Raw genomic sequence first — 26,756 nt, forward strand, 5'->3', positions numbered from 1 at the left:
CTGGGCGCCGGGTGAACTTCAGCCGCGGCGCTCTTGCCACTCTGGCCGCAGCAGGCCGAAGACCTCGCTGTCGAGGTAGCGGCCGTTGATGAAGATCACGCCGCGCAGCCGGCCTTCGAACTGCAGGCCGGATTTTTCGGCCACCCGGCGCGAGGCCAGATTGCCCGGCGCCAGGGCGGCGCAGACACGGTGGACCTCGAAGTTATGAAACACATGGTCGATCAGGGCGCGCGCGGCGGCCGAGCCCCAGCCCTGGCCGCGGCGGGCCGGGTCGTCGATCTTCCAGCCCAGCTCGCGCGCGCTGGAGTAGCGATGGGCCAGGAAATGTGAAGCGGAGCCGATCGGCTCGCCGTTGTCGGCATCGCAGACGACCAGTCGCTCGGCCTCGTTGCTGGAGAAGCCGTCCTCGGCAAAACGCTTCTTGAAGAACTGCGGGCCGCGCAGCATCGAACCTTCGAACTCATTGCGTTCGCTCAGGTCAGCGGCCTGGGCGGCAATGCGCGGCAGGTCGTCCTCGTTGACCGGGCGCAGCAGCACGCGTGGCGCGGAATGGGGGCTTGATGACGGTGTCGGGTTCATGCGGCAATCTCGCTTCCGGTGAGTCAGTTCAGCTGTGCTTGCGGTGGCGTTCCAGGGACTTGCGGATCTTGGCCGCGTCGGCCAGACGTTCGGCCGAGCCGTCGCTGTCGAGCAGCACCACGGTCAGGTCCTGGCCGGTCTTGTCTTTCAGGCGCAGGGCCAGGCAGCGCCCGGCTTCGTCGGTGTAGCCGGTCTTGGACAGGCGGATGTCCCAGCCCTTGCGGCCGACCAGGCGGTTGGTGTTGCGGAATTCGACCGGCCGGCCGTTGATCAGCACCTTCTCTTTCAGATCGCTGCTGAGCTTGCTGATCTGCGGGTAGCGCGCCGCCGCAGCGGCGATCTTGGCCATCTCGGCTGCGGTGGAGCGGTTGCGTGCGGACAGGCCGGTAGGCTCGGCGATCTCGGTGCGCGTCAGGCCGAGCGCACGAATCTTGGCGCGCACCGCTTGCTCAAAGGCCGGCATGCCGCCCGGCATGGTGCGGGCCAGGGCGGCGGCAGCGCGGTTGTCCGAGGACATCAGGGCCAGGTGCAGGGCCGCGCCGCGCGTCATCTGGGCGCCCACGGGCACGCGCGAGGGGCTGTGCTTGAGGGTGTCGACGTCCTCACGCTGGATGCGGATGCGCGCTTTCAGGTCGGCCTTGGCATCGAGCACCACCATGGCCGTCATCAACTTGGTCAGCGAAGCGATCGGCACCTGGGTGTCGGCATCCTTGGCCATCAGTACCTTGCCGCTGCCGTTCTCCAGCACCAGGGCATGGCGGGCATTGACGGGCAGCTGCAGCGGCGCGTCAGCCGGTTTGGCGAGGGCGGCCGTGGCAAGCAGGCTCAGCAGCAGGAGGGCGCTGCGCTGGCGCCAGGCCGAGTGCGCGGCGGGGCGAGGAGAGGGGGCGGCGTGGGACAGCAAGTGGGGTCTCGGGCAGGTCGGCACAGAACGGGGGCATTAAGCCCCTATTCTGCTTGGCTCCAGGGCGCCCGTCAGGGAGGATGCCGGGGCTCAGGGCGTGGAGCGGCCCAGCATGCGGCGCAGGCTGGCGTCGCGGTCGAGCAAGTGGTGCTTGAGCGCCCCGGCCACATGGAGCAGCACAGCGGCGATCAGCACATAGCCGATGGCGCTGTGCAGGCTGTGGGCCAGCTCGCTCAGTCCGGCGTTCAGGGGCAGCACCTCGCCGTGCTTGTTCGGGTCCGGGTGATGTTCCATCAAGGTCAGGCCGAAGATGCCGAAGCCGTGTCCGCTGGCACCCGAGAAGATCATGCCGCTGATGGGCATGGCCAGGGTGCTGAGCAGCAGCAGCCAGTGCACCGCCTTGGCGAGGGTCTGCTGCAGGGCCGAGGCCTGCCCGGTGGGGGCCGGCCAGCCTTCCTTGAGCCGCCAGGCGGCGCGCAGCACGGCCAGCAGCAGCACCAGAATACCGACCGATTTGTGGATGGGGTAGAGGGCCCAGACTTCGAACTCGGCCATATAAAGGCCGACCGATGTGAGGCCGATCATGGCCATCGCCATCAGCCAGTGCAGGGTGACGGTGGTGCGGCTCAGGGGTGCGGTGGCGGTGTTCATGTGGGGCAGGGGCGCGGCAGCCGGGGTGAGGTTGAGGGTGGGGGATTCTGGCAGCGGGGCGGGCGCTGGCACGAAGGTCATGGGACGAGTGACGGGGGCTCCGGGACCAAGCCGCGTCCCTTGCCGCCTCATTAGGCCGGCCGACCGATCACGGCCAGCGTGCGATAGCACATCGCCAGCCGCGGGCCGTTCGCGAAGCGGGCGAACAAGCGGCTCAGTTGCCCGAGCAAGACCTGACCCTCCTCGCTGGCGCGGGCCGGAATGTAGGAACGCGAGAAGGCCAGGCTGGCCAGGCCCGCCTCGTCCAGCCAATGCTCGTGGGGCCAGTGCAGGCCGGCCGGTACGGCGCCGCCAAAGAACTGGGGCAGGCCGGCGCGTTCGCCCTCGTCACCCGGGCTCATGTGTTGTTTCTGAGCGGCACGGCGGGCGCCACCGAAGGCATCGAAGAGCGCGTCGAGCTCCTGTTGCAGCGGGTCTTCGCGCACGCGGTCGTTCCAGATCAGGGCCACCTGAGCGCCGGGCTTGAGCAGGCGCAGGCATTCGCGCCTGGCGGCCTCGATGTCAAACCAATGGAAGGCCTGGGCCGCGGTGATCAGATCGGCGCAACCATGGGTGAGGCCGGTGGCCTCGGCGCTGCCAGCGCTGCTGGCAAATCCGGGCTCTCGGCCCAGTGCCTGCTCGGCCGCGCTGCGCATGGCGGCGCTGGGCTCCACGGCCGTCACGCGCAGGCCTTGCTGCAGCAGCCCGGCGCTCAGCAAGCCCGTGCCCGCGCCCAGATCCACCACATGGGCGGCGGCTGGCAGGCCTTGGCGCAGGTGCTGCAGCAGGCCCAGGGGGTAGTCGGGCCGGGCGGCCTGGTAGTCGGCCGCCTTGCCTGAGAAGACGGCCGCCACGCCGCCCGACTCGCTGCCGAAGCTGTTCTGCAAGGCTTGCTGGCGCGAATGTGCGGCGGCCAGGGGCGGGGTTTCCGGGTGTGTCATGGCAGTCCCTCCAGTTTTGTGTGTGGCGGCATTTTTACCGTTACTTCTTGCGCTGCTCGCGGGCCGGTGGCGGCGATGCTGCGCTTCTGTGTCGCGCGCATAAAAGCCTTGCCTGCCCGAGTCCGGGTTGTTTGTACAGGCTGGGGCACAACAGTCCCGTGGCTAGAATGAATTCGAGAGGGATGTAAACGCTATGAAATTGATCGGTTCGCTCAGCAGTCCTTACGTTCGCAAAGTGCGCATCGTGATGGCCGAGAAAAAGCTCGACTACCAGTTCGTGCTGGAAGACGTCTGGGCCAGTGATGCCATCCTGAAGATGAATCCTTTGGGCAAGGTGCCCTGCCTGGTGATGGAAGGCCAAGACTCCATCACCGGCGCGGTGTTCGACTCGCGGGTGATCGTCGAGTATGTCGACACCCTGTCGCCGGTCGGTCGCCTGATCCCCGAGCGCGGCCGTGAGCGCACCGAAGTGCGCACCTGGGAAGCCTTGGCCGACGGGGTGCTCGATGCCTGCGTGGCCGCGCGCTTGGAAGAGCACTGGGCCGGCCGCACGCCCGAGCAACGCAGCGCGGCCTGGGTGCAGCGCCAGATGGACAAGGTGGGCGCCGCCCTGGTGTCCATGAACCATGGCCTGGGTGAGCGAGCCTGGTGCTCGGGCACGCATTTCTCGCTCGCTGATATCGCGGTCGGCTGCGCTCTCGGCTACCTCGACTTCCGCTTTCCGCAACTGGACTGGCGCAGCGAGCATGCCAATCTGGCCCGTCACTTCGAGAAACTGAGCGCCCGCGCCAGCTTTGTCGACACCGCGCCACCTGCAGCCTGATCGTCGCGCCGCAGCTGAAGAGGCCTTGCATCTGCAAGGCCTTTTTCGTTTGGGCTTGGGGTGCTGCTTCCGGCACAAAGCGGAACCTCGACGGCCGGGTTTTCGCGCTGCGGTGGCTCGGCCCGCCGCCGTGCTCATGGTGCCCGGGTCGGCTCTGCGAGCCGACTTCCCTCGGTGCTCTCTCCGCGGCTCAGCGGCGCCAAACTCCCTCCGTTCGCTGCGCTCACTGTGGTCAAACAGTGGCGCCGAGTCAGCGCTTGAAGCGCGCGAGTACACGCGCCTGAGCCGCTCCGCTGCGCTCTCGGCCGCGCACAAATCGCCCGTCGTCGGGCCGAGCCACCTCCGAAGGTGGCGTGTTCCATCGCCGAAGGGCACATCGGCCGCGATGCAAGCGCCCTGCAGTTCGGGCCGCCGCTGGGCGATTTGTGGAGGGCTGAGCAGCGCAGCGCCTTGGGGCGCGCGCGTACCCGCGCGCTTCAAGCTCTGACTTGGCGCGTCTGTTTGAACGGAACGAACGCAGTGAGTGCAGTGAGTTATGCGCCAGCCCCGAGGCGCGAGCAGCGCAAGGCAGTCGGCCCGGCAGGGCCGACCCCGGAACCATGAGCCCGGTGGCGGCCCGAACTGCAGGGCCTCACGAGGGAGAGCAAGAAGGCTGCTTTGTGCCGAATGCCGCCCTGGCATGCAACAAACCTCGCCAATGAAAAAGGGGCCTCACGGCCCCTTTGGTTCTTGGCTTTGAAGGAAAGCCGTTCAAGCGGACTGCTGCTTGCGGCGGCGCACCCAGGCGCCCAGGCCGGCCAGACCGGTCAGCATCAGGGCATAGGTTTGCGGCTCGGGGATGGCGGCAATGGCGGCGACGGCGAGGTCGGGCTGGTCAGAGAAAACGCCGTCCAGGCCCAGCTTCACAAAGGCTTGGATCTGCCCGGCCATATCGCCGAAGGAGGCCGGGTCGGCGCTGCTGTCGAACTCATTGGGCAGGAAGACGTTTTCGGCACGGAAGGTCCAGCCGTGCACCTCGAGGCCACGCTGGTGGGCGTTGGCGATCAGCTGCGTCGGCGTGCCGAGCTTGCCGCCGACCAGGGGGATCATCAGATTGGTGTTGGAGCCGATGCCGTCGGCATAGCCCTTGATGAAGTCCAGGCCGGCCACCGAGGCCAGCTCGGCGTAGCTGCGGGCATCGTCAAAGGGGCGGCCGCTGCCATTGAGCAACTGGGCGATGCGGATGTCGGTCTTGCCGTTGATGTACTCGAGGTTGTGCACCTCAAAGGACTGGATGTACACCGGCGCATTGCGGCTATTGCCGTAGTTGGCGTGCAGCACTTCGACCAGCTTGTCTTCCATGCGCTGCAGGCCGTTGGCGTCGGTGAAGGCCTTGAAGTAGCTGGGGTGCTTGGTCTCGGGATAGATGCCGATGGTGCGGCCGGTCTCGACCGATTTGGCCTTGGCCAGGTTGATGACCTCCTGGAGAGTCGGGATCACGTACTGGTTGTTGTGGGCGTTGTTGCCCAGGCGCAGGTCGCGCAGGCGTTCCTGGGCGCGGATGTCGCTGCGAATCTCGGCGGCGGTGAAGTCTTCGGCGAACCAGCCGGCCATCTTGACGCCGTCCACAGTCTTGACCTTGAGACGGTCCGAGTACTTGGACAGTTCCCAAACATTGGTGCTGGTGTCGGTGCGGTTCAGCACCGGGTTGCCGTTGACCATCTTGATCGAGCCATCGGCGTTCAGGTCGACACGGCCGAGCAGGGGCTCGTGGCGGGCCAGCAGTTCGCCGTCGCGGGTCATGACCAGATCGGGCTCGATGAAGTTGGCGCCCTGGGCGATGGCCAGGCTGTAGGCCTCCAGCGTGTGCTCGGGGCGGTAGCCCGAAGCGCCGCGGTGGCCGATGACGATGGGGGCATCGCCGCTCAAGGTGTTCCAGGCTTGGGCGGGCAGGGCGGCGCCGAGGCTCAGCAAGGCGGCCAGGCTCAGAGTCGAGATCTTCATGGGGGAACTCCGGACATTGATGTGGAAAGCCGGCAGCATGCAAGCGGGCAATGACGCCTGCGTGAGGGGCCATGGCCCGAATGGCTCATGGCTGCGCGGTGCTTGTTAGAGTGCGGCCCATGCATCCACTGAAACGCCTGTTGGCCTATGCCCAGGGCCACCGCCGCGAGATCCGCGCGGCCACGCTCTATTCCATCCTCAACAAGTTCTTCGACATCCTGCCCGAGGTGCTGATCGGCGCCGCGGTCGACGTGGTCGTGCGCGGCGAGCAGAGCTTTCTGGCCAAGAACATCCTGGTCGGCGTCGGCATCACCGACACCTGGCAGCAGCTGCTCTTCCTCGGTGCGCTGAATATGGTGGTTTGGATGGGCGAGTCCTGGTTCGAGTTTCTGCTCGAGCTGAAGTGGCGCGGCCTGGCCCAGAACATCCAGCATGAGCTGCGCCTGGACACCTATGGCCATGTGCAGAAGCTGGAGTTGGCTTACTTCGAGAATCAGCGCACCGGCTCGCTGATGTCCATCCTCAATGACGACATCAACCAGCTCGAGCGCTTTCTCAATGGCGGCGCCAATCAGATCATTCAGGTGGTCTGTTCCTCGCTGATGGTCAGCGCGGTCTTCTTCGCCCTGCAACCGGGTCTGGCCGTGGTGGCCCTGCTGCCGGTGCCGGCCATCCTGTTCGGCACCTTCTGGTTCCAGAAGCGCCTGGCGCCGCGCTATGCCGAGGTGCGCGAGACGGCCGGTGATGTGTCGGCCCGGCTCAACAACAATCTGCTCGGTCTGGCCACCATCAAGGCTTTTGCGACCGAGAACCTGGAGGCCGACCACATTGCCCAGGCCAGCCGCGGCTATCTGGAATCCAATGCGCGCGCCATCCGCCTGAGCTCGGCCATCACCCCGGTGATCCGCATGGGCATCCTGGCTGGCTTCACTGCCACCCTGGTCTACGGCGGCTGGCTGACGATCCATGGCGACCTGGCCGTCGGCGCCTACTCGGTGCTGGTCTTCCTGACCCAGCGCCTGCTCTGGCCCATGACCCGCCTGGCCGAGGTGGCCGATATGTACCAGCGCTCCATGGCCGCCACCCAGCGCGCTCTGGGCCTGTTGGATACGCCCATCCGCATTGCCTACGAGGGCGAGCATTTCCCGGTGGCGCAGGCGCGCGCTGCTCTGCGCTTTGAAGGCGTGGGTTTTGCCTACGCCGAGCAGCCCACGCTGCAGGACCTGAACCTGGAGGTGCCAGCCGGCCAGACCGTGGCCTTTGTCGGCAGCACCGGCTCGGGCAAGTCCACCCTGGTCAAGTTGCTGCTGCGTTTCTATGAGCCGCAGCAAGGCCGCATCTTGTTCGATGGCCGGCCGATTTCAGAGCTGAACCTGCAGGACCTGCGTCGCTGCATCGGCTACGTCGCGCAGGACAGTTTTTTGACCGACGGCACGATCGCCGAGAACATCGCCTACGGCATGGCGGAGGCCAGCGACGCGCAGATCCATGAGGCCGCGCGCTTGTCCGAAAGCCTGGAATTCATCGAACGCCTGCCCCTGGGCTTTGCCACCCGCGTGGGCGAACGTGGCCAGAAGCTCAGCGGCGGCCAACGCCAGCGCCTGGCCCTGGCCCGCGCCATCCTCAAGAACCCGCCGCTGCTGATCCTGGACGAAGCGACCAGCGCGGTCGACAACGAGACCGAGGCGGCCATTCAGCGTTCGCTGAACGTGGTCAGCCAGGGCCGCACCACGCTCGTCATCGCCCACCGCCTGTCTACCGTGCGGCAAGCTCATTGCATCCACTTGCTGGAACACGGCCGCATTGTCGAGAGTGGCACGCATGAGCAGTTGCTGGCACAGGGCGCAGCGTATGCCGCCTTGTGGCGCTTGCAGACCGGTGAGTTGAGCTGATCGCAGGCGCGCTGGCCGCCCTGCTGGGCGGGTGTGTTTGCGACGCCTGTGTTGACTTCAGTTCTCTATTTCCTGAAAAAGGCGTGCAATAGGGCACAGTTATGCGCTTGCTCGCCCGATTGAAATCGATTCCACTTGCATTAGATCAATGCAGACGTTTAACGCGTTGATCCAACGGAAACATTCAATCAACGGAGCAGTTCATGATGTCCTTCAAGTCTTTCGGTGTGGCGCTGGGTGTGTGTGTGATGGCCAGCACGGTGCAGGCGTCGGACCCCAAACAGGTGTTGGGTGAACTGGATACTCGTCTGACAACCATCGGTGCGCCGCGCATTGAAGGCATGGCCAAGGTCGGCGAGGTCGAGGTGCCGGTGCTGTTTTTCGGTCCGCGCCGCATGAATGGCAACTACGACGTGGTCGACGAGATCAAGAAGAAGCACGGCGCCACCGCGACCGTCTTTGTGCGCAACGGCGACGAGTTCGTTCGCATCTCCACCAATGTGCTCACGCCCGAAGGCAAGCGCGGTGTCGGCACCAATCTGGCCCGTGCCAAGGCCTATGAGGCCGTGATCAAAGGTCAGGGCTTCTGCGGCGATGTGGATGTCTTGGGTACGGCATTCAGCGCTTGCTACAACCCGATCAAGGATGCCAAGGGTCAGGTGGTGGCCGTGACCTACATCGGTTTCAAGAAGTGATTGTTTTTTCCGCTGCAACTTCAGGAGTCTGAAATGCGAGCCATGAAGTATGTGGATCAGGCCCTGGACCGGATGGCCACGCGGGCGAAGTTGCTGTTCGGCTTTTTGCTGGTCAGCGTGCTGTCGGGCGTGCTGGGTGTGGTGGCCTTGAGCTCGCTGGCTGATGTCAACGGCGCTTCGGCGTCTTTGGCCAGCCAGTGGTTGCCCGCTGTTGGCAATTTGGCCCGCGCCCGCGCAGCCATGCTGGAAGCCCGCGAGTTCGAGGTCAAGTACAGCACGGCGCCCGACACCAGCTATTTGGCGGAGTACCTCGACAAGATCAAGCCGCAGCAGAAGGCCGTGCTGGAGCAGATGCAGGCCTACGACCAACACCTGGCGCCGGCGCCTGCCAGCGAGTTGCGGCGCAAGTTCTCCGAGCGTTGGCAAACCTATCTGACCGTGCATGCCAAAGTGGTCGCACTGGGGCAGCAGGGCAAGCTGGAGGATGCCAAGGACATCAGCGAGGGTGCAGGCAAGTCGGATTTTGATGACAGCCTGATGGCCATCGACAAGCTTTCGGAAGAATCCTTTGCCGGCAGTGCCGAAGTGGCGGCACATGCCGAGGCGACCTATCTCAGCAGCCGCCGTGTCGTGCTCGGCGTGCTGGTCTTCGCCTTGTTCTTTGCCGTCGCTCTGGCCTTGCTGCTGACGCGCAACATCCTCGGACAGCTGGGCGGTGAGCCCAAGGTCGCGGCCAGCTATCTGCAGGCCATTGCCGATGGCGACCTCACCTGCAACATTCCGCTGCGTGCCGGTGACAGCCACAGTTTGATGGCCAGCCTCGACCAGATGCAGCAAGGCCTGGCGCGTGTCGTCAACGCCGTGCGCGAGGGCTCCGAAGGCGTGGCCACAGCGAGCTCAGAGATCGCCATGGGCAACAGCGATTTGTCGGGTCGCACCGAGCTGCAGGCCAGCGCTTTGCAGCAGACCGCGGCGTCGATGGATCAACTGGGCTCGACGGTGAACCAGAACGCCGACAACGCGCGCCAGGCCAACCAGATGGCCCGCCAGGCCAGCCTGGTGGCCGAGAAGGGCGGCGCAGCGGTAGGCGAGGTGGTGGCCTTGATGCGCAGCATCAACGAAAGCTCGCGTCGCATCTCTGACATCACCGGGGTCATCGACGGCATCGCCTTCCAGACCAATATCCTGGCCCTGAATGCAGCGGTCGAAGCCGCCCGTGCCGGCGAGCAGGGGCGTGGTTTTGCAGTCGTGGCCGCCGAGGTGCGCTCGCTGGCTCAGCGCTCGGCCAGCGCGGCCAAGGAGATCAAATCCCTGATCACCACCAGCGGTGAGCAGATCGAGTCCGGCGGCATCCAGGTCGATCGCGCCGGCCAGACGATGCAGGAGGTGGTCAGCTCGATCCAGCAGGTGACCACCATCGTGCACGAGATCGCCCAGGCCAGCGCCGAGCAAAGCCGTGGTGTGCACCAAGTCGGCGAGGCCATCACCCAGATGGACCAAGCCACTCAGCAGAACGCCGCCTTGGTGGAAGAAAGCGCCGCCGCGGCGGAGAGCCTGCGCAGCCAGGCGCAAAGCCTGGTGCAGTCGGTGTCGGTGTTCAAGACCCTGCGCTGAGGGCGGCACGCAGAGCCAGCGCGGCAGCCAGGCTGCGCTGATTTCGGGGCTGCCCCGGTTGCCGTTTGCGACTGCTGCTGCTCCTGCTCCTGCTCCTGCTCCTGCTCCTGCTCTCGCGTTCGAGCGCCCTGAGCCTCAGGCCCGGCGGCGCGCGGCCGTGAGCCGGAACTTGGCCATATGACTCACCAGGGTCTGGGCCTGCTGCTTCAGGCCCTCGGCCGCGGCGGCCGACTCTTCGACCAGCGAGGCGTTCTGCTGCGTCATCTGGTCCAACTGGCCGACTGCCTGGCCGATCTCGCCCAGGGTGCTTGCTTGGGCGCTGGTGGCGCTGGAGATCTCGGCCACGATGTGGGTCACGCGTTGCACGCTCTGCACCGCGTCGGCGATGGTCGCGCCGGTGGCGCTGACCAGCTTGCCGCCGGCCTCGACCTTCTCGGCCGAGGCGCCGATCAGGCTCTTGATCTCACGCGCCGCCTGCGCGCAGCGCTGGGCCAGGGCCCGCACCTCGCTGGCCACCACGGCAAAGCCGCGCCCCTGCTCGCCGGCACGGGCCGCCTCGACGGCCGCATTCAGAGCCAGGATGTTGGTCTGGAAGGCGATGCTGTCGATGACATTCGTGATGTCGGCAATGCGGGCCGAGGACTGCTGGATGTCCGTCATCGTGTCCACCACTTGCTGCACCATGACGCCGCCCCGGTCGGCCACGGCCGCGGCCGACTTGGCCAACTCATCGGCCTGGCGCGCGGCCAGGGCATTGGCCTGCACGCCTTCGCGCAGCTGCATCATGGCCGCGCCGGTCTGCTCCAGGCTGCTGGCGGCCTGCTCGGTGCGGTTGGACAGGTCCATATTGCCGCTGGCGATCTCGCTGGAGGCCATTTCCACCTGCTCGGCCACATGGCGCACATCGGCAATCGTTGCGCCCAGCTGCGCGCGCATCTGGTCCAGCGACTCGGCCAACTCGGCCAGCTCATCACGGCCTTGCACCACGACCGCCTGGCTCAGGTCGCCCTCGGCGATGCGGGCTGCCATCTCTCGGGCCTGGTCCAGCGGCGCGGTGATGCTGCGAGTGATGGACAGGGCGATCCAGATGCCGCAGGCGGCTGCGCCAATCAGCAAGCCGCTGATCAGGCGGAAGGCTGAGCGCGCCTGTTCCTCGGCCACATCGCGCGCCTGCTGCAGCTCCTTGCGGCTTTGCTCGGCGTAGCCGTGGATGGGCTCCAAGTACGCCTCCATCGCCGGGATCAGCTCCGCCACAACGCGGGCGCGCACATCGCCGCCGGCGGATTTTTGCTTGCCGATGTCGTCGCGCAGCTCCTGGTAGCGCTTGCGGGCCTGGTCGATCTTGTCCTTGATGCGCTCGCTCTCCGCGGACTTGGGCAAATCACCCAGGGCGTCCTGGATCTTGTCGACCCGGGCGCTGACTTCCTTGGATTTGGCGGTGAAGGCCTTGACGAAGTCCGCATCGTCAGACCAGATGGTGATGATGCGGCGTTGGATGTTCGATTCGGTCAAACCGGCCCAGCTGCGCGCCAGATCCAGGGCTTCCATATCGACATTGACGAGGCGCTCAATCCGGTCATTGAGTTGCTGGATGCGCCAGATGCCAAGGGCCGAGCCGGCCAGCAACAAGCTCATCACCAGGGCAAAGCCCGTCAGGACGCGGGCCTTCAGGCGCATTGATTGCACGAGAGCAAGCATGGGGTGTGTCTCCTTCGCAGTTCTGGCTGCGGATTTCTGGGTGTGTGTTTTGCTCGCTCCCTGCGAACACTCTAGCGTTCAATGACGGGCTTGCCTGGCCTTCGCCACGAATCAGACCCCTGAGATCGGCTGCGGAGCCGGCTAACTTGAGCGTTTGCATTGCCGCCGGGGCGCTCTGCGACAAGCTCCGTCGACAATCGATAGCAGCGCGTGGTGGAGACTTTCGTTTTGCTGCCCCGGCGCCCTCATCGGCGCGGCTACCCTCTCGTTATCCGCCCAGGTCCCCATGACCATGCAACTCATTCCAAACGCCAGCCTGCAATTGATCCACACCCCGGTGTCGCACCGCGTGCGAACCGTGACCGTGCGCGACGATATGGTGGGCTGGCTGCTCGCGGGCCACAAGCGTCTGGTCGGGCCGCAGAGCGAGACGCCGTTCCGTGCCGGCGAGCTGTTCTGCATCGCACGCGGCACCCAGTGGGACATGGTCAACGAAGCCCCGCCCGGTGCAGCCTACCAAGCGCACATGCTCTTGTTCACACCGCAGCTGGTCGAGCGTTTCCACCAGCGCTTCCCGCAGTTTGGCGGTCAGGCCGCGCTGGCGGGCTGTGCCGGCACGCGGGCAGACGAGGCCCTGGCTGCCAGCTTTCGGCAGGCGGTGGCGGCGCTGCAGGACGAGCAGGCCTCGGAGGCACTGCGCGAGCACCGGGCCCTGGAGGTTTTGCTCTTGCTGGCCGAGCGAGGTCTGGTCTTCGCGCTCGCAAGCGAGCTGAGCTGGAGTGAGCGCGTGCAGCGCCTGGTCGGCCAGCGCCCTCAGGCAGATTGGACGCTTGCCGAGCTGGCCACTGCCTTCCATGTCAGCGCCAGCACCTTGCAGCGGCGCCTGGCCTTGGAAGGCAGCTCGGTCAGTGCCTGCCTGCGCGAGCTGCGCATGGAGCTGGCCATGGCCTTGCTGCAGGGCAATGAGCTGCCCGTCTCGGAGATCGCGGCGCGCTGCGGCTATCAGTCCCACAGCCGCTTCAGCGCCGCATTCCGTAAGCGCTACGGATTCGCGCCCTCGCATCTGCGGCCGACGTGAGCGGGCTGGCGGCGACCGAGCCGCGATTGAAGTGCCGCGCACAGTGATTGACGCCGGCGGGCTGACGCGCCGCTCGGGCGCGCGCGACCATGAGGCCTTGCCCTTTTCACCATTCCTTCTCTCAGAAGAAAGGCCTTCACTCATGCATTCCCAGCCCCGCTTTCGCCTCCTGATCGCCACCGCGCTCTTGGCTACCACCGGCCTCAGCCAGGCCGGCAGCTTCCAGCTGCGCAGCCCCGACATCCCGGCCAACAGCCACATCGCCCAGCGCTTCGAGTTCCAGGGCTTTGGCTGCTCGGGCGAGAACCAGTCACCTGCCTTGAGCTGGCAGGGTGCGCCCGCTGGCACTCAGAGTTATGCCATCACCGTCTACGACCCCGACGCCCCCACCGGCTCGGGCTGGTGGCACTGGTCGGTGGTCAATGTGCCCGCCGACGTTCAAGCGCTGCCGGCCGGCGCCGGCGCCGTGGGCGACGCGCTCTTGCCGGCGGGTGCGCGCCAGGTTCGCATCGATTACGGCGTGGCCGGCTGGGGCGGCATGTGCCCGCCACCGGGCGATCGCCCGCACCGCTACATCTTCACCGTGCATGCGCTCAAGGTCGCGAAGCTGGGGCTGCCGGCCGATGCCACGGCCGCCTTGGCCGGCTACATGATCCGAGCCAACACCCTGGCCTCGGCCAGTTTCAGCGCGCGCTACGGTCGCCCGGCGGCGCGCTGACAGGCACGCTCAAAGCAAGCCGCGCGTCTGCGCCATCAAGCGCGTCAGGCCCAGCATGCCGTCGGTGAAGGGCGTGGGCAGCTTCAGGTGGCGGCCGATCTCGCTGACGGCGCCGACCAGGGCGTCCAGCTCCAGCGGCCGGCCGGCTTCTGCGTCTTGCAGCATCGAGGTCTTGAAGGCGCCGAGCTTGCGCGTGACGGCGTGGCGCTGCTCGGGCGTCTGCTCGACGGCGCAGCCGATGCGCGCGCCGATGGCCGCGGCCTCCAGCATCACATTCGTGACGAAGCCGCGCACCAGCTCGTCGTCGAGGATGCGGTCGCAGGTGGCGCCGGTCAGGGCTGAGATCGGGTTCATGGTCATATTGCCCCAGAGCTTGAACCAGATGTCGCGCTGGATGCGCTCGGACACGGTGGCGTTGAAGCCCGCGCGGCCCAGCAGCGCGGCCAGCTCGCTGATGTGCGTCGGCTGGCCGCCGGCCGGGTCGCCGAGGATGAGCCCCATGCCCATCACATGCCGGACCAGGCCCGGCTCGGGCGTCGTGCAGCTGGCGTGCACCACGCAGCCGATCACCCGCTCCGCCGGGATCAGGCCGGCCACCACGCCGCCCGGGTCGACCGATTCCAGCTGCAATCCTTCAGCCTCGCCGGCCAGGCCCTGGAAGAACCACCAGGGCACGCCGTTCATGGCCACCAGCACGCGTGTCTGCGGGCCCAGCAAGGCTTTCACCGCAGGCGCCACGCTGGCCAGGGCCGGGCCCTTGACGGCCAGGACGATGAGGTCGGGCTGGCCCAGTTCCTCGGGCTTGTCGCTGGCGTGAATGGGCACGGTGATGCGCTCGCCGCTGATCAGGTCCATGCGCAGGCCATGTTGGCGCAGGGCGGCCAGGGTGGCGCCGCGGGCCAGGGCGCTGAGTTCGACTTCGGCGCCCAGCTGATGGCCAACATGGCCGGCGAACCAGCCGCCGATGGCGCCGGCGCCGACGATGCAAATTTTCTTGGTCATGAGGAAACTCGAGGAAGGCCCGAGGAAGGCCCGAAGAGGCCGAGCTGAGAACGGGGCAGTCTCGCACAGCGCCGGCGCCGGATTCCTGCGCGGAGCTAGGCGCCGCTCAGGCCGCCAAGGCCTGGCCCATGGCCGACGGGGCTGCCGCGTTCTGGCCTTGCCGCCAGCGGCGTTCCTGCACCACGATGGTGATCACATAGACCGCCACGATCAGCGCCGGGATCAGCACAAAGCGCTGGGCCGGGAAGGCGTACCAAGCGGCGACGCAGAGGAGGCTGCGGGCGATGGCATGGAAGGCGCCGATCCAGTGCTGGATGATCCAGCTGTAGGGCAGCCACATCAGGCCAGCCAGCACGCCGAAGGTCAGCGGCAGCGACTCATGGTTCTGCGCCGCCCAGGGCAGGGCGATGGTGAAGACCAGCAAGCTCATCAGCATGCCGGACATGAAGAGGCGGTCGAACTCGTTCTTGGGCCGGCCCTTGGCGAAGAAGTTCTCGCCGGTCAGGCGCGACAAGCCCATGCCCAGGTAGAAGATCGAGCCGGTGGCGAAATAGAGCGTCATCACCGCCTGGAAGGGCGTGCCCAGCCAGCCGACCAGGCCGATCACCGCCCAGGCCAGGGTGCCGGCCAGGGGCATGGCCAGGCCGCGGCGGCGGCTGAATTCTTCGCGCTGAACTTCCAGGCTGCGGCGGCCGGCGCTGAGGTCTTGTTGCGGGGTCATGGCGGGGCTCCTAGATGGCGGTGGGAGATGAAGAAACCAAGGTGCAGCCATGGTGCCGGGCGCAGCCGTGGCGTCTGGCCCTGATTCGACGAATCGACAGCTGCTGCGACGCGAAGCCAGACTGGGCGATGAAGAGGGGGCCGCTTGCGACAATGCGCGCCACTGCTTCCTTCTTGCCTCCCTTGCTCAGCCGCCTCTGCCGGGCCGGCCGATGATGATGATCAATCCGTCCTCTGTGTCCCAAGCCCCGGGCCTGCCGCTGGCCGGCCTGCGCGTGATCGAGTTCACCCATATGGTCATGGGCCCGACCTGCGGCATGGTGCTGGCCGATCTGGGCGCCGAGGTGATCAAGGTCGAGCCCCTGGATGGCGACAGCACGCGCCAGCTGCTCGGCTCGGGCGCTGGCTTCTACCCCCTGTTCAACCGCAACAAGCTCAGCCTCAGCCTCGACGTCAAGGACCCGCGCGGCCTGGAGATCGTGCTCAAGCTGGTGGCCGGCGCCGATGCCTTCAGCGAGAACTTCCGCAGCGGCACCATGGGGCGCCTGGGCCTGAGCTATGAGGCCCTGAGCCGCCTCAACCCGCGCCTGATCTACGTCTCGCACAAGGGCTTTCTGCCCGGCCCTTACGAGCACCGCACGGCGCTCGACGAGGTGGTGCAGATGATGGGCGGCCTGGCTTACATGACCGGCCGCCCGGGCGACCCGCTGCGCGCCGGCAGCAGCGTCAACGACATCATGGGCGGCATGTTCGGCGCCATCGGCGTGCTGGCGGCCCTGCAGCAGCGTCAGCAGACCGGCCGCGGCCAGCAGGTGCAGGCCAGCCTGTTCGAGAACAACATCTTCCTGGTCGCCCAGCACATGATGCAGTTCGCCGTCACCGGCAAGCCGGCCGCGCCCATGCCCGAACGCATCTCGCCCTGGGGCATTTACGACGTGTTCAGCGTGGCCGGCGGCGAGCAGATCTTTCTGGCTGTGGTTGGCGACACGCAGTGGGCCACCTTTTGCCAGGCTTTTGACTTTGCCGATCTGCAGGCCGACCCGCGCCTGCTGACGAACAATCTGCGCGTGCTGGAGCGCGCCTGGCTGATCCCCGAGCTGCGCCGCCGCCTGCAGCCGCGCGCTGCGGGCGAGATCGCGTCCGTGTTCGAAGCGGCCGGCCTGCCGTTTGCGCCCATCACCCGGCCCGAGCAGCTGATGGACGACCCGCATCTGCTCGCCACCGGCGGCCTGGCGCCCATGACCCTGCCCGATGGCCGCGCCACCCGCGTGCCCTTGCTGCCCCTGAGCCTGGACGGCGAACGCCTGGGCCTGCGCCGCGACCCGCCGCGTTTGGGGCAGCACAGCCGTGAACTTTTGCGCGGCCTGGGCTATGAGGACGCGGCCATCGAGGCCCTGATCGCCGAGGGCGTGCTCGGCGTGCAAGGTGAGGCCGCCGCGCCGGCTTTGGGCTGAGCTGAGTCTGCGCTGGGGCGAAATGGCGCGCGAGAAGTGCTGTGCGGCACCCGGCTGCGCTAAGGTGTCGCCATGCTCGTGAGCCCATCTGTTTCCTTCTCGCCCGCCGCCGCCCAGCGCCGTTTCAGTCTGGGCTTTGCCGCCGTGATGTTGGCCGTGGGCCTGCTTCACAGCCTGTCCGAGCTGCAGCAGTACCGGGCCCATGGCGGGCAGCACCCCTGGGAGCCATTTCTCTGGGAGCTGAGCTCGACCCTGTGCACGGCCTTGCTGGCGCCGCTGATCTATCGTCTGCATGCGCGCAGCCTGCGCCTGCCCGGGTGGCCGCCGGCGTTGGCGCTGCATCTGGGCGGCGCGCTCGGCTACACCGCCCTGCATGTGGGCGGCATGTTTGGCCTGCGCTTTGCCGTGTACGCGCTGACGGGCGTGGCCTATGAGCCCGGCAGCCCGGGCGATATCGTGATCTACGAGGCCGGCAAGGATGTCGTCAGCTATGGCTTCATCGTCGGCCTCTGCCACGGCCTGCAGCTGCACGAGGCCAGCCGCCAGCGTGAGCAAGACCTGCTGCGCCTGCAGACCGAGCTGGCCGAGGCCCGGCTGACGCGCCTGGCCGAGCAGATCCAGCCGCACTTTCTGTTCAACACCCTGAACCTGATTTCCTCGGTGATGTATGAGGATGTGGCGCGTGCCGACCGCATCGTCTGCGATCTGGCGGCCCTGCTGCGCCAGGCCCTGAACGCCCAGGAAAACGGCCGCCACAGCCTGGCCCAGGAGCTGGACTTGATCCAGCCCTATCTGGCCATCATGCAGGCGCGCTTTGGCGAACGCCTTCAGGTGGAGCTCGAGGCCAGCGAGGCGGCGCGGGCCTGCCTCTTGCCCAGCCTCTTGCTGATCGCTCCGGTCGAAAACGCCATCACCCATGATGTGGCGCACAGCACCGGCCCGGTGCGGCTGCGGGTCAGTGCCGAGTTGCGCGCGGGCCGCTTGTGCCTGCGCGTGCACAACAGCGGCCGGGCGCCGGCGGCCTTCGAACGCGAGGGCGCAGTCGGTCTGGCCAACACCCGCGAACGCCTGCGGGTGCTCTACGGCGAGGCCGCGCGCGTGAACTTGGCCGCCGATGGCGCCGGCGGCACGGTGCTGGACATCGAGTTGCCGGAGCAGCGCGCATGAGCTTGGAAGCGCCAGGCGGGCCGGCGCCGCTGCGCGTTCTGATCGTCGACGACGAACCGCCGGCGCGCGCCAAGCTGCGCCGCCTGCTGACCGCCCAGCCCGGCATCAGCCTCTTGGCCGAGGAAGCCGGCGATGCCGAGGAAGCGCTTCGTCTGGTGCAGGCCCAGCGCCCCGATGCCGTCTTTCTCGACATTCAGATGCCGGGCCGCAGCGGCCTGGAGCTGGCGCTCGATCTGCCCGAGGGCACGCTCTGCGTCTTTTGCACCGCCTTTGATCAGCATGCCGTGCGTGCCTTTGACCTGCATGCGGTGGACTACCTGCTCAAGCCTTTCACGCCTGAGCGCTTGGCCGAAAGCGTGCAGCGTCTGCTGCAGCGACGGCGGCATCGGCAGCTGGAGAAGGCGCCGGTATCCGCTGAAGCTCCGCGTCAGGCCTGGCTCAGCGCCTTGCAGCAGATCCAGCCGGTGCCTGGCCATTGGCTGGTGCCGCAGCGGGGCGGCTCGGGCTTGTTCAAGCTGCCGCTGGCCGATGTCGAATGGGTGGCCGCGGCCGACAACTACATCGAGTTGCACGCCCCGCCGGCCGCCCATCTCGACCGCTGCACCCTGGCTGATTTCTTGGGCCATGCCAGTGTGCAAGGCCGCTTCCTGCGCGTGCATCGCAGCCATGCCATCAACCCGGCCCATGTGCTGGGCCTGACGGCCTTGCCGCGCGGCGAGGCCGAGCTGTTGATGCGCTCGGGCGCGCGCCTGCGGGTCTCGCGCAGCCACCGCGCGCAGCTCGCTTGAGGCGGGAAAAGTGTCAGCAATTGCAAGCAAAGCGAGCCTTTGCGAGGCCTCAAGCGCCTGTTTTCGGGGCTTGTGGCGGCCGCAGCCTCGGACACAACGATAATCGCGCTCCCCGCAATGGGATTTTCTTTTCCGTACCCACTGGATATCTGATGAACAAAAGTGAATTGATCGAAAGCATCGCCACCAAGGCAAGCCTGACCCGCGCCCAAGCCGCTTCGGCCCTGGACGCTGCGCTCGGCTCGATCACCGAAGCCCTGGTGGCCGGCGACGCCGTGGCCATCCTCGGCTTTGGCAACTTCAAGGTCAGCGAGCGCGCTGCCCGCACCGGCAAGAACCCCGCCACTGGTGAAGCGCTGGAAATCGCCGCTGCCACCGTGCCCAAGTTCACCCCGGGCAAGGCACTCAAAGACGCTGTGAACGTCAAGAAGTAAGCAAGTAAGAAAAAAGGAGTTCGGCATCGGCCGGACCCTGCGTTGAGACAAGGGCGCCCGTCATTTGACGGCGCCCTTTTCTTTTGGGTGTGCTCGGGCAGGTGATGGTTGCAGATGGCACCAAGCAGCCTCCTTGTGCTCCCTCGTGAGGCCCTGCAGTCCGGGCCGCCGCCGGGCTCATGGTTCCGGGGTCGGCCCTGCCGGGCCGACTGCCTTGCGCTGCTCGCGCCTCGGGGCTGGCGCATAACTCACTGCACTCACTGCGTTCGTTTCGTTCAAACAGACGCGCCAAGTCAGAGCTTGAAGCGCGCGGGTACGCGCGCGCCCCAAGGCGCTGCGCTGCTCAGCCCTTCACAAATCGCCCGGCAGCGGCCCGAACTGCAGGGCGCTTACATCGCGATCGATCTGCCCCTCGACGGTGGAACACGCCAACTTCGGAGGTGGCTCGGCCCGACGACGGGCGATTTGTGCGCGGCCGAGAGCGCAGCGAAGCGGCTCAGGCGCGTGTACCCGCGCGCTTCAAGCGCTGACTCGGCGCCACTGTTTGACCACAGTGAGCGCAGCGAACGAAGGGAGTTTGGCGCCGCTGAGCCGCGCAGTGAGCACCGAGGGGAGTCGGCTCGCAGAGCCGACCCGTGCACCATGAGCACGGCGGCGGGCCGAGCCACCGCAGCGCGAAAACCTGGCTGTCGCAGCGCGGCTAAGGATCGCCAGCGGCTCCTCTTCAGGCCAATGCCAGATCCAGGTTGCGAGCCGATTGCCAGCGGTGCAGCTTGCCGTAGATGGCGCTGATGCGGCGGCCCACGTCTTCACTGGCGAGGCGCCAGAGTTGCGCGACTTCGCCGGGCAGGCGGCCGAGGGCGATCAGGCTCAGCAGGTGTTGTTCGGCGCGGGTCAGTTCGTTGAAAGCCTGCTCGGGCTCGAAGGCGGGGCCGATCGCGGGGCTCAGGTCTTGCGCGGCAGACAGGGCCTGGGCGCGCTCCAGGCTGATGCGGCTCAGCCCCATGCTGTGCAGGGTCTGGCGTGCCAGTTCGGGGGACATCAGGGCCTGGCCGGCTTGCAGCTGGCTCAAGGCCTGAGGCAGGCTGCTGCCGCGCTCGCACTCGACCATATAGCCATGTGCACCATCGGCCAGGGTGTCGAAGAGCATGGTGTCGTGGGCGCAGGAACTGAGCAGCAGCACCTTGGGGGCTTGCGGCAAGCGGCGCAGTTGCTGCAGCAGGCGGCGCACATGGCCGTCGGCCAGACGCAGATCACAGGCCAGGTACTGTGCATCGCTGTTGCGCAGCGCGGCCATGCAATCGGTCGCCCGTTCGCTGCTGCCGGCAAGCTTCCAGCGGCCGTCTGCCAGCAGGGAAGCGCGCGAAGTCTCGAGGGTTTTGGCAGCGCGGCGCAGCAGGAAGACGGAGGACATGGGCATGGGCAGGGGGCAAGCGCTGCATTGTGCAGTGCCCTCCCGGGGCAGCAATCCCGCGATCCGGGGTGTTGAAACCCATCTGGCGGCCTCGCGCAGTCGATTGATGCACTTGCCGCACAATCGGCCACCACCATGACCCAGCCCCAGCCCCAGCCCCAGACACTGCCCGTGCCCCTGCCTGTGCTCTACACCTTCCGGCGCTGCCCCTACGCCATCCGGGCCCGCCTGGCCCTGCATCAGGCCGGGGTTCCTGTGCAGGCGCGCGAGATCGAACTGCGCGCCAAGCCCGCTGCCATGTTGCAGGCCTCGCCCAAGGGCACGGTGCCGGTGCTGGTCCTGCCGGGCGGCCAGGTGCTGGAACAAAGCCTGGACATCATGCGTTGGGCTCTGGGGCAGGCCGACCCGGACGTCTGGCTGAGCGCGGCGCCCATCGAGCAGCAACTGGCCTGGGTCGAGCGCAACGACGGGCCATTCAAGCGCCTGCTGGACCGCTACAAGTACCCGCAGCGCCAGGATCCGCCAGACCAGCCGGCGGCCATGTTCGAGGCCGCCCTGGCCCTGCAGCTGCGCCCCATGGAGCAGGCCTTGCAAGCGCAAGCTTTTCTCTGCGGGCCGCGTTGTGGCCTGGCCGATATGGCGCTGCTGCCTTTTGTGCGCCAGTTTGCGGCGGTGGACCCGCTGGCTTTTGCGGCGGCGCCCCTGCCCGCCGTGCATGCCTGGCTGCTGCGCTTGCTGGCCACGCCGCTGTTCGAGGCGGTGATGGCGAAGCAGCCCGTCTGGCGCGAGGCAGAAGAGCTGAGCTGAACCGAGCCTGGCGTGGCTTCCGGCGCGGCCGCAGGGCCTGCTGCACAATCGGCGGCATCGCAGTGATGGCACTGCGCGCGTCCTTCGAAAGAGAGAGCCGGCATGGCAGTCAAGCAAGTGTTTTCGGGCCTGTGGTGGGTGGTGGGCAAATTCTGGTGGCTGCTCGATGCCAGCCGGCGCGCCCTGCTCAATCTGCTTTTGCTGCTGCTGGTCGTGCTGCTCCTGGTGGGCTTGTTTTCGCGTGGCCCGGCGCCGCTGAAGGACAAGACCACGCTGGTGCTGAATCTGCAAGGCCCCTTGGTCGAGCAGTTTTCCGGCTCGGCGCGCGACCAGGCCATGGCCCAGCTGCAGGGCAAGCACCAGCAACAGACCCGTTTGCGCGATGTGCTGGCGACCCTGGAAGCGGCCGCGCTCGACCCGCAGATCGGCAGCGTGCTGCTGCAGCTGGACGAGTTCTCGGGCGCAGGCCTGGCCGGCCTGGGCGAAGTGGCGGCGGCCCTCGATCGCTTCAAGGCCAAGGGCAAGCCGGTGCTGGCCTATGGTGACGGCTACAACCAGCGCGGTTACTACCTGGCCGCGCATGCCAACGAGGTGTACCTGCACCCCATGGGCATGGTGATGATCGAAGGCTTCGGTCGCTACCGGACCTATTACAAGGACGCGCTCGACCGTCTGGGCGTCAGCGCCAATGTGCTGCGTGTGGGCGCCTTCAAGAACGCCGCCGAACCCTACTTCGCCAACGGCCCGTCCAAGGAAGCTCTGGAGGCTGAGGCGTATCTCTACGGCGATCTTTGGGACCGCTACACCGGCGCCGTTGAGACCGCGCGCAAGCTCCCCAAGGGCAGCCTCGCCAAGGGCATTGACACCTTGCCCGAGACCCTCACCGCGCTCAAGGGCGACACGGCGCAGCTGGCCTTGCAGGCCAAGCTGGTCGACGGCCTCAAGACCCGCGACGAGATGCGCGAGCTGCTGATGGAGCGCGGCGCCAAGGACGACAAGGGCAAGAGCTTCCGCCAGGTGTCCATGTCCGACTACCAGGCCTATATCAAGCCCAAGAGCCTGCACGGTGACTCGGTGGGCGTGGTCGTGGCCGAGGGCGAGATCGTCGATGGCGACGCCTCGGCCGGCCGCATCGGCGGCGACTCGACCGCACGCCTGATCCGTCAGGCGCGCGAGGACGACAAGGTCAAGGCCGTGGTGCTGCGCGTCAATTCGCCCGGCGGCAGTGCCTTCGCGTCCGAGATCATCCGGCGCGAGCTGGAGCTGACGCAGAAGGCCGGCAAGCCGGTGGTCATCTCCATGGGCGATGTGGCGGCCTCGGGCGGCTACTGGGTGTCCATGTCCTCGGATCAGGTGATTGCCGACCCGGCCACCATCACCGGCTCCATCGGCGTCTACGGCATGCTGCCCACCGGCGACAAGCTGCTCGAAAAGCTGTCCCTCCACACGGGCGGTTACACCACGAACTGGGCGGCCGGCGGCTTCGATCCGCGCCGACCGCTGGACCCGCGCATGGCCGCGACGGTGCAGCAAGGCATCAACCACATCTACGCCGAGTTCACGGCCAAGACGGCGGCAGCGCGCAAGAAGAGCGTGGCCGAGATCGACGCCGTGGCGCAGGGCCGCGTCTGGACTGGCGCGCAAGCCAAGCAGCGCGGCCTGATCGACCGCCTGGGCAGCTTCGATGACGCCGTGCGCGCGGCTGCCCGCTTGGCCAAGCTCGAAGGCGCGCCCAAGCTCAGCTATGTCGAGCGCGAGATGGGCCGCTTCGAGCGCCTGCTGTCCAGCCTGGACCAGATCGTCGCGCCTTCGATCGCCGCCGCTGTGCGCGCCGAGCTGGGCTTGGGCGAGGGCGCGGCCTTGCTGCCCAAGGCGGCGCAGGAGCTGCAGCGCGACCTTGCCTTTGTCAGCGAACGTGCCGAGGGCGGCCGGCCCTTCAGCACTTTTGTGCATTGCTTGTGCACGGCGCCCTGAAGATGGCGATGTGAAGGAGGGGGCGCCGCTCGGCGCTTCCTTATAATTGCAGCTCAGCGCCGATTTGTTCCGAATTGCGGGCGCTCAAAAAATGCCGCTAAAGAGGGACTCCGCGCAGCCGGCGTCCGCTTTCCTTACAGCGGCGCCGGTTTTGTTTTTTCAGGAGTCTCTCCATGCCCCATGCAGGACAGCTAGGCCATGTCACCCCCCAGCGCATGGCGTTTGCCGAGCCCTTGCGCTTGCGCAGCGGCGCCGAGCTGCGTGACTACGAAATGGTCTACGAGACCTACGGCACGCTCAATGCCGAGCGCAACAACGCCGTGCTGGTCTGCCACGCCCTGAACGCCAGCCACCACGTAGCCGGCAGCTACGAAGGCCAGGACAAGAGCGAAGGCTGGTGGGACAACCTGATCGGCCCGGGCAAGCCGCTGGACACCGACAAGTTCTTCGTCGTCGGCATCAACAACCTCGGTTCCTGCTTCGGCTCCACCGGCCCCATGCACATCAACCCGGCCACGGGCAAGGTCTACGGCGCCGACTTTCCGGTGGTGACGGTGCAGGACTGGGTCGATGCTCAGGCGCGCGTGCTCGATGCGCTGGGCGTGCAGCAGCTGGCCGCGGTGCTGGGCGGCTCGCTGGGCGGCATGCAGGCCCTGGACTGGTCGCTGCGCTACCCGGAGCGCATGCGCCACTGCATCGCGATTGCCACGGCGCCGGCCCTGTCGGCACAGAACATCGCGTTCAACGAAGTGGCGCGCCGTGCCATCATCACCGACCCCGATTTCCACGGCGGCCACTTCTACGAGCACGGCGTGGTGCCCAAGCGCGGTCTGCGTGTGGCGCGCATGATCGGCCACATCACTTACCTGTCCGACGATGCGATGGAGCAGAAGTTCGGCCGTGAGCTGCGCGCCGCCGAGCTGGGCTACAGCACCCAGGACATCGAGTTCCAGATCGAAAGCTATCTGCGCCACCAGGGCGACAAGTTCAGCGACTACTTCGACGCCAACACCTACCTGCTGATCACGCGCGCGCTCGATTACTTCGACCCGGCGCGGGAGCATGGCGGCAACCTCAGCCGCGCCTTCGCCAGCGCCCGCTGCAAATATCTGCTGGCCAGCTTCACCACCGACTGGCGCTTCTCGCCGGCGCGCTCGCGCGAGATCGTCAAGGCCTTGCTCGACAACAAGCGCGATGTCTCGTATGCCGAGATCGACGCGCCCCACGGCCACGACGCCTTTCTGCTCGAAGACCCGCGCTACCACGGCGTGTTGCGCGCTTATTTCCAACGCATCGCCGGAGAACTGCAATGACGACGAGCTCGGTCCTTCAACAGATTGCCGCCCTGGTGCCCGAAGGCTCGCGCGTGCTCGACCTCGGCTGCGGCACCGGTGCGCTGCTCGACCACCTGATCCGCCACAAAGGCTGCAGCGGTTACGGCGTCGAGCTCGACGACGCCAATCTGCTGGCCTGCGCCCAACGCGGCGTCAACGTCATCCAGCTCAATCTGGAAGAAGGCCTGTCCATCTTCGAAGACCAGAGCTTTGACGTGGTGCTGCAACTCGAAACGCTGCAGCATCTGCGCAATACCGAGGCCATGCTGCGCGAGACCGCGCGTGTTGGTCGCATGGGCATCGTCAGCTTCCCCAACTTCGCCCACTGGGCCAACCGCGCCCAGGTGCTGATGGGCCGCATGCCGGTGACGCGCGTGCTGCCCTACGAGTGGTACGACACGCCCAATATCCGCGTCGGCACCTACGCCGACTTTGAAGTGCTGGCGCGCAAGAACCGCCTGCGCGTGCTGGACAGCTTCGGTATCCAGAACGGCCAGACCGTGCGGACTTTTCCGAACCTGCTGGCGAGCATGGCGGTGTTCAAGTTTGATCGGGGCTGAGCGGGGCGGCCTGGCTCACTGCAAGACCGCGCGCAAGAAACTCAAGGTGCGCAACCAGCCCTGCTGCTGGGCTCGTGCATCGGCGGCGGGCTCGCCGCCCATCTTCATCGGGCCCGCATTGTTAAGGCTGCTGGGCAGTTCACCCAGACCCGTGATGCCGTGGCCGGCGCCTTCGAACAGCAGCAACTCGGTGGGCAGCTCAGCGGCAGCCCGGCGGGACGCGATGGCGCGGGCCATGCCGCCGGAATCCCAGACCTGGTCGTCGCTGCCGGCGATCAGCAGCAGCGGCGCGGCGATCTTCTCGACCTCGATGCGCGCTGCCGCAGCCCGCTCAGGTTGGGCGGCACGGCCGGCGTCATGGGCGCGGCGCAGGCGCACTGGCTGGCCGCTCATGAAACCGGCCACCTCTTCCTGGTAGCCCTTGTAGGGCACGAAAGGCAGGGCCTCGCCATGCCAGCTGAAAGAGGGCTGAGCCATGGCGCCCTGCATCATGTCGAAGCCTTCCCAGATCACATCGCTGGGCACCACCGCGACCACGCCCTTGAAGCCGGTGATGCGGCTGGCGCCGGCCAGCACGAATTCCGCGCCCTTGGAGGCGCCCCAAAGCGCGATGCGGCCGGCGTCCAGCTCGGGCTGCTGGCGCAGCCAGTCACGTGCCGTTTCCAGCTGGCCCAGTTCGATGCGTGCAAAGCTGGCCGGCAGGGTGGGCAGTTCCGGCGCCATCGGGCCTTGCGCGCCCCAGCGTGGCGGCGAGTAGTAGGGCAGGGCCAGGGCCGCCAGGCCACGCGCCGCCAGGGCTTCGGCCAGGCGGCGGGCCATGAGGGAGCCACCCTCGGATCCGCCGAGCACGATCACCACCGGCAGCTTTGCCGCGCGTTCACGCGGCAGCAGGAGCTGTGCGCCGGGCAGGGGCTCGGCGGTGCGGCTTTCGATCCGCGCCTGGGCCGGCAGCCAATGCAGCGTTTGCTCGGCCAGAGGTTTGGGTGCGCCGCCTGCGTCTTGGCCCCAGGCTTCCAATTGCAAGCGAATGCCATCGGCATCGGTCGCGGCTGCGGGCGCCGGTTCGCCGCGCACCGTCAGCGCCGACCAGAACAGGCCGCTGGCATCGATGCCGCCGTAGCTGCCCGAGAGCGGCGCTTGGCGGCTGGTGTCGATGCGGCCTTGCGCATCGGCCTGGAAGATGGCCTCAGCGCGCAGCAGCGAAGGGCCCATGCCAGGCAGATCGGCGCGCCGGCTCAGGCGCAGGGTGATTCGCTCGCCCGGCTGGGCGCCGCTGAGCGACAGGGTCTGGGCTTCGCCTTGCAGCACCGCGGCGGCCGGCGCGGCGGCGAGCTGGTAGGCGGTCGCGAGCGAAGCGGCGAGGCTCAGACTCAAGGCCAGGCTGAGTCGGTTCAGGTTGCTTGGCATGTGGGGCTCCATCAGTGGGGGAGTTGATGGCTGCAGTCTCGCCAACGCCAAGCGGCGCTGCCGGGCCTGGGCGACGGATC

24 protein-coding genes are annotated in these 26,756 nt (G+C 67.2%); 14 read left to right on the top strand and 10 right to left on the bottom strand.

Translation table 11 applies throughout. The features are described from left to right. Positions 1 to 18: 18 nt before the first annotated feature. From ACQY39_RS05405 to ACQY39_RS05420, 4 genes are all read right to left on the bottom strand, one after another. The gene (locus ACQY39_RS05405; RefSeq protein WP_428504125.1) at positions 19 to 579 is read right to left on the bottom strand and encodes a GNAT family N-acetyltransferase; all 561 of its coding nucleotides are present in this window, start codon (positions 577 to 579) and stop codon (positions 19 to 21) included. 28 nt (positions 580 to 607) lie between these two features. After that, positions 608 to 1,483 (bottom strand): serine hydrolase, encoded by an 876-nt coding sequence (locus ACQY39_RS05410; protein WP_428504127.1) that lies wholly within the window; start codon positions 1,481 to 1,483, stop codon positions 608 to 610. A gap of 90 nt (positions 1,484 to 1,573) precedes the next feature. Beyond that, a complete protein-coding gene (locus ACQY39_RS05415) occupies positions 1,574 to 2,134 on the bottom strand; it encodes a cytochrome b (protein WP_428504129.1) in 561 nt (186 codons plus the stop codon). A 131-nt stretch (positions 2,135 to 2,265) separates the two neighbouring features. Further along, on the bottom strand, positions 2,266 to 3,114 hold the full coding sequence (locus ACQY39_RS05420) for a class I SAM-dependent methyltransferase (RefSeq protein ID WP_428504131.1): 849 nt from the start codon (positions 3,112 to 3,114) through the stop codon (positions 2,266 to 2,268). A gap of 193 nt (positions 3,115 to 3,307) precedes the next feature. On the opposite strand from ACQY39_RS05420, the gene ACQY39_RS05425 reads away from it, so the two are divergent. Further along, the gene (locus ACQY39_RS05425) at positions 3,308 to 3,937 is read left to right on the top strand and encodes a glutathione S-transferase family protein (protein ID WP_428504133.1); all 630 of its coding nucleotides are present in this window, start codon (positions 3,308 to 3,310) and stop codon (positions 3,935 to 3,937) included. Positions 3,938 to 4,687: 750 nt separating this feature from the next. On the opposite strand, the gene ACQY39_RS05430 is transcribed toward ACQY39_RS05425, so the two are convergent. Further along, positions 4,688 to 5,920, bottom strand: a complete 1,233-nt coding sequence (locus ACQY39_RS05430; RefSeq protein WP_428504135.1) for a glycerophosphodiester phosphodiesterase family protein — start codon at positions 5,918 to 5,920, stop codon at positions 4,688 to 4,690. Between the two features lie 119 nt (positions 5,921 to 6,039). Between ACQY39_RS05430 and ACQY39_RS05435 the strand changes: the two genes are divergently transcribed. The 3 genes from ACQY39_RS05435 to ACQY39_RS05445 all read left to right on the top strand — a co-directional run bounded on the left by ACQY39_RS05435 (position 6,040) and on the right by ACQY39_RS05445 (position 10,121). Further along, a complete protein-coding gene (locus ACQY39_RS05435) occupies positions 6,040 to 7,812 on the top strand; it encodes an ABC transporter ATP-binding protein (RefSeq protein ID WP_428504137.1) in 1,773 nt (590 codons plus the stop codon). Positions 7,813 to 8,015: 203 nt separating this feature from the next. Further along, complete coding sequence (locus tag ACQY39_RS05440; RefSeq protein WP_428504139.1) at positions 8,016 to 8,507, top strand: Cache 3/Cache 2 fusion domain-containing protein; 492 nt, start codon at positions 8,016 to 8,018, stop codon at positions 8,505 to 8,507. A 33-nt stretch (positions 8,508 to 8,540) separates the two neighbouring features. Then, on the top strand, positions 8,541 to 10,121 hold the full coding sequence (locus tag ACQY39_RS05445) for a methyl-accepting chemotaxis protein (protein ID WP_428504140.1): 1,581 nt from the start codon (positions 8,541 to 8,543) through the stop codon (positions 10,119 to 10,121). Positions 10,122 to 10,256: 135 nt separating this feature from the next. On the opposite strand, the gene ACQY39_RS05450 is transcribed toward ACQY39_RS05445, so the two are convergent. Then, positions 10,257 to 11,819, bottom strand: a complete 1,563-nt coding sequence (locus ACQY39_RS05450; RefSeq protein ID WP_428504142.1) for a methyl-accepting chemotaxis protein — start codon at positions 11,817 to 11,819, stop codon at positions 10,257 to 10,259. Positions 11,820 to 12,111: 292 nt separating this feature from the next. On the opposite strand from ACQY39_RS05450, the gene ACQY39_RS05455 reads away from it, so the two are divergent. Together ACQY39_RS05455 and ACQY39_RS05460 are read left to right on the top strand one after the other, a co-directional pair. Beyond that, complete coding sequence (locus ACQY39_RS05455) at positions 12,112 to 12,897, top strand: helix-turn-helix transcriptional regulator (protein ID WP_428504144.1); 786 nt, start codon at positions 12,112 to 12,114, stop codon at positions 12,895 to 12,897. 142 nt (positions 12,898 to 13,039) lie between these two features. Further along, positions 13,040 to 13,615, top strand: coding sequence for a YbhB/YbcL family Raf kinase inhibitor-like protein (locus ACQY39_RS05460; RefSeq protein ID WP_428504146.1), 576 nt, complete (start codon positions 13,040 to 13,042; stop codon positions 13,613 to 13,615). Positions 13,616 to 13,624: 9 nt separating this feature from the next. On the opposite strand, the gene ACQY39_RS05465 is transcribed toward ACQY39_RS05460, so the two are convergent. Continuing rightward, positions 13,625 to 14,617 carry a 2-dehydropantoate 2-reductase gene (locus ACQY39_RS05465; protein WP_428504148.1) on the bottom strand — a complete coding sequence of 331 codons (993 nt, stop codon included), beginning with the start codon at positions 14,615 to 14,617 and terminating at the stop codon, positions 13,625 to 13,627. Between the two features lie 106 nt (positions 14,618 to 14,723). Beyond that, the gene (locus ACQY39_RS05470; RefSeq protein ID WP_428504150.1) at positions 14,724 to 15,338 is read right to left on the bottom strand and encodes a DUF7010 family protein; all 615 of its coding nucleotides are present in this window, start codon (positions 15,336 to 15,338) and stop codon (positions 14,724 to 14,726) included. A gap of 217 nt (positions 15,339 to 15,555) precedes the next feature. On the opposite strand from ACQY39_RS05470, the gene ACQY39_RS05475 reads away from it, so the two are divergent. The 4 genes from ACQY39_RS05475 (at position 15,556) to ACQY39_RS05490 (ending at position 19,180) form a co-directional block, all read left to right on the top strand. After that, on the top strand, positions 15,556 to 16,791 hold the full coding sequence (locus ACQY39_RS05475) for a CaiB/BaiF CoA transferase family protein (RefSeq protein WP_428510728.1): 1,236 nt from the start codon (positions 15,556 to 15,558) through the stop codon (positions 16,789 to 16,791). 72 nt (positions 16,792 to 16,863) lie between these two features. Then, complete coding sequence (locus ACQY39_RS05480) at positions 16,864 to 17,958, top strand: sensor histidine kinase (RefSeq protein WP_428504152.1); 1,095 nt, start codon at positions 16,864 to 16,866, stop codon at positions 17,956 to 17,958. Beyond that, entirely contained in the window at positions 17,955 to 18,746 is a 792-nt protein-coding gene (locus ACQY39_RS05485; protein ID WP_428504154.1) for a LytR/AlgR family response regulator transcription factor, read from the top strand. Before ACQY39_RS05480 ends, ACQY39_RS05485 begins: the two co-directional genes overlap by 4 nt. A gap of 152 nt (positions 18,747 to 18,898) precedes the next feature. Then, complete coding sequence (locus tag ACQY39_RS05490; protein ID WP_263516479.1) at positions 18,899 to 19,180, top strand: HU family DNA-binding protein; 282 nt, start codon at positions 18,899 to 18,901, stop codon at positions 19,178 to 19,180. Between the two features lie 724 nt (positions 19,181 to 19,904). Here ACQY39_RS05490 and ACQY39_RS05495 read toward each other — a convergent pair. Beyond that, positions 19,905 to 20,594: a hypothetical protein gene (locus ACQY39_RS05495; RefSeq protein WP_428504156.1), complete on the bottom strand. Its 690-nt coding sequence runs from the start codon at positions 20,592 to 20,594 to the stop codon at positions 19,905 to 19,907. Between the two features lie 135 nt (positions 20,595 to 20,729). Between ACQY39_RS05495 and ACQY39_RS05500 the strand changes: the two genes are divergently transcribed. The 4 genes from ACQY39_RS05500 to metW all read left to right on the top strand — a co-directional run bounded on the left by ACQY39_RS05500 (position 20,730) and on the right by metW (position 25,269). Further along, positions 20,730 to 21,401 (top strand): glutathione S-transferase N-terminal domain-containing protein, encoded by a 672-nt coding sequence (locus ACQY39_RS05500; RefSeq protein ID WP_428504158.1) that lies wholly within the window; start codon positions 20,730 to 20,732, stop codon positions 21,399 to 21,401. Between the two features lie 102 nt (positions 21,402 to 21,503). Then, on the top strand, positions 21,504 to 23,375 hold the full coding sequence (gene sppA / locus ACQY39_RS05505) for a signal peptide peptidase SppA (RefSeq protein ID WP_428504160.1): 1,872 nt from the start codon (positions 21,504 to 21,506) through the stop codon (positions 23,373 to 23,375). A 173-nt stretch (positions 23,376 to 23,548) separates the two neighbouring features. Beyond that, complete coding sequence (gene metX / locus ACQY39_RS05510) at positions 23,549 to 24,688, top strand: homoserine O-succinyltransferase MetX (RefSeq protein WP_428504162.1); 1,140 nt, start codon at positions 23,549 to 23,551, stop codon at positions 24,686 to 24,688. Then, on the top strand, positions 24,685 to 25,269 hold the full coding sequence (gene metW / locus ACQY39_RS05515; RefSeq protein ID WP_428504164.1) for a methionine biosynthesis protein MetW: 585 nt from the start codon (positions 24,685 to 24,687) through the stop codon (positions 25,267 to 25,269). The genes metX and metW overlap by 4 nt, the downstream gene beginning before the upstream one ends. 15 nt (positions 25,270 to 25,284) lie before the next feature. Here the strand turns inward: metW and ACQY39_RS05520 are convergent, their stop codons facing one another. Further along, complete coding sequence (locus ACQY39_RS05520) at positions 25,285 to 26,676, bottom strand: acyl-CoA thioesterase/bile acid-CoA:amino acid N-acyltransferase family protein (protein WP_428504166.1); 1,392 nt, start codon at positions 26,674 to 26,676, stop codon at positions 25,285 to 25,287. Between the last annotated feature and the right edge of the window lie 80 nt (positions 26,677 to 26,756).

Origin of the sequence: Roseateles sp., from assembly GCF_965262435.1 — a bacterium.
Lineage (GTDB): Bacteria > Pseudomonadota > Gammaproteobacteria > Burkholderiales > Burkholderiaceae_C > Paucibacter_A.

Coding starts and splice junctions, on each gene's coding strand:
- ACQY39_RS05405 (WP_428504125.1), bottom strand. CDS start 579: ATGAACCCGACACCGTCATCAAGCCCCCATTCCGCGCCACGCGTGCTG.
- ACQY39_RS05415 (WP_428504129.1), bottom strand. CDS start 2,134: ATGAACACCGCCACCGCACCCCTGAGCCGCACCACCGTCACCCTGCAC.
- ACQY39_RS05420 (WP_428504131.1), bottom strand. CDS start 3,114: ATGACACACCCGGAAACCCCGCCCCTGGCCGCCGCACATTCGCGCCAG.
- ACQY39_RS05425 (WP_428504133.1), top strand. CDS start 3,308: ATGAAATTGATCGGTTCGCTCAGCAGTCCTTACGTTCGCAAAGTGCGC.
- ACQY39_RS05430 (WP_428504135.1), bottom strand. CDS start 5,920: ATGAAGATCTCGACTCTGAGCCTGGCCGCCTTGCTGAGCCTCGGCGCC.
- ACQY39_RS05435 (WP_428504137.1), top strand. CDS start 6,040: ATGCATCCACTGAAACGCCTGTTGGCCTATGCCCAGGGCCACCGCCGC.
- ACQY39_RS05440 (WP_428504139.1), top strand. CDS start 8,016: ATGATGTCCTTCAAGTCTTTCGGTGTGGCGCTGGGTGTGTGTGTGATG.
- ACQY39_RS05445 (WP_428504140.1), top strand. CDS start 8,541: ATGCGAGCCATGAAGTATGTGGATCAGGCCCTGGACCGGATGGCCACG.
- ACQY39_RS05450 (WP_428504142.1), bottom strand. CDS start 11,819: ATGCTTGCTCTCGTGCAATCAATGCGCCTGAAGGCCCGCGTCCTGACG.
- ACQY39_RS05455 (WP_428504144.1), top strand. CDS start 12,112: ATGCAACTCATTCCAAACGCCAGCCTGCAATTGATCCACACCCCGGTG.
- ACQY39_RS05460 (WP_428504146.1), top strand. CDS start 13,040: ATGCATTCCCAGCCCCGCTTTCGCCTCCTGATCGCCACCGCGCTCTTG.
- ACQY39_RS05465 (WP_428504148.1), bottom strand. CDS start 14,617: ATGACCAAGAAAATTTGCATCGTCGGCGCCGGCGCCATCGGCGGCTGG.
- ACQY39_RS05470 (WP_428504150.1), bottom strand. CDS start 15,338: ATGACCCCGCAACAAGACCTCAGCGCCGGCCGCCGCAGCCTGGAAGTT.
- ACQY39_RS05475 (WP_428510728.1), top strand. CDS start 15,556: ATGATCAATCCGTCCTCTGTGTCCCAAGCCCCGGGCCTGCCGCTGGCC.
- ACQY39_RS05480 (WP_428504152.1), top strand. CDS start 16,864: ATGCTCGTGAGCCCATCTGTTTCCTTCTCGCCCGCCGCCGCCCAGCGC.
- ACQY39_RS05485 (WP_428504154.1), top strand. CDS start 17,955: ATGAGCTTGGAAGCGCCAGGCGGGCCGGCGCCGCTGCGCGTTCTGATC.
- ACQY39_RS05490 (WP_263516479.1), top strand. CDS start 18,899: ATGAACAAAAGTGAATTGATCGAAAGCATCGCCACCAAGGCAAGCCTG.
- ACQY39_RS05495 (WP_428504156.1), bottom strand. CDS start 20,594: ATGTCCTCCGTCTTCCTGCTGCGCCGCGCTGCCAAAACCCTCGAGACT.
- ACQY39_RS05500 (WP_428504158.1), top strand. CDS start 20,730: ATGACCCAGCCCCAGCCCCAGCCCCAGACACTGCCCGTGCCCCTGCCT.
- sppA (WP_428504160.1), top strand. CDS start 21,504: ATGGCAGTCAAGCAAGTGTTTTCGGGCCTGTGGTGGGTGGTGGGCAAA.
- metX (WP_428504162.1), top strand. CDS start 23,549: ATGCCCCATGCAGGACAGCTAGGCCATGTCACCCCCCAGCGCATGGCG.
- metW (WP_428504164.1), top strand. CDS start 24,685: ATGACGACGAGCTCGGTCCTTCAACAGATTGCCGCCCTGGTGCCCGAA.
- ACQY39_RS05520 (WP_428504166.1), bottom strand. CDS start 26,676: ATGCCAAGCAACCTGAACCGACTCAGCCTGGCCTTGAGTCTGAGCCTC.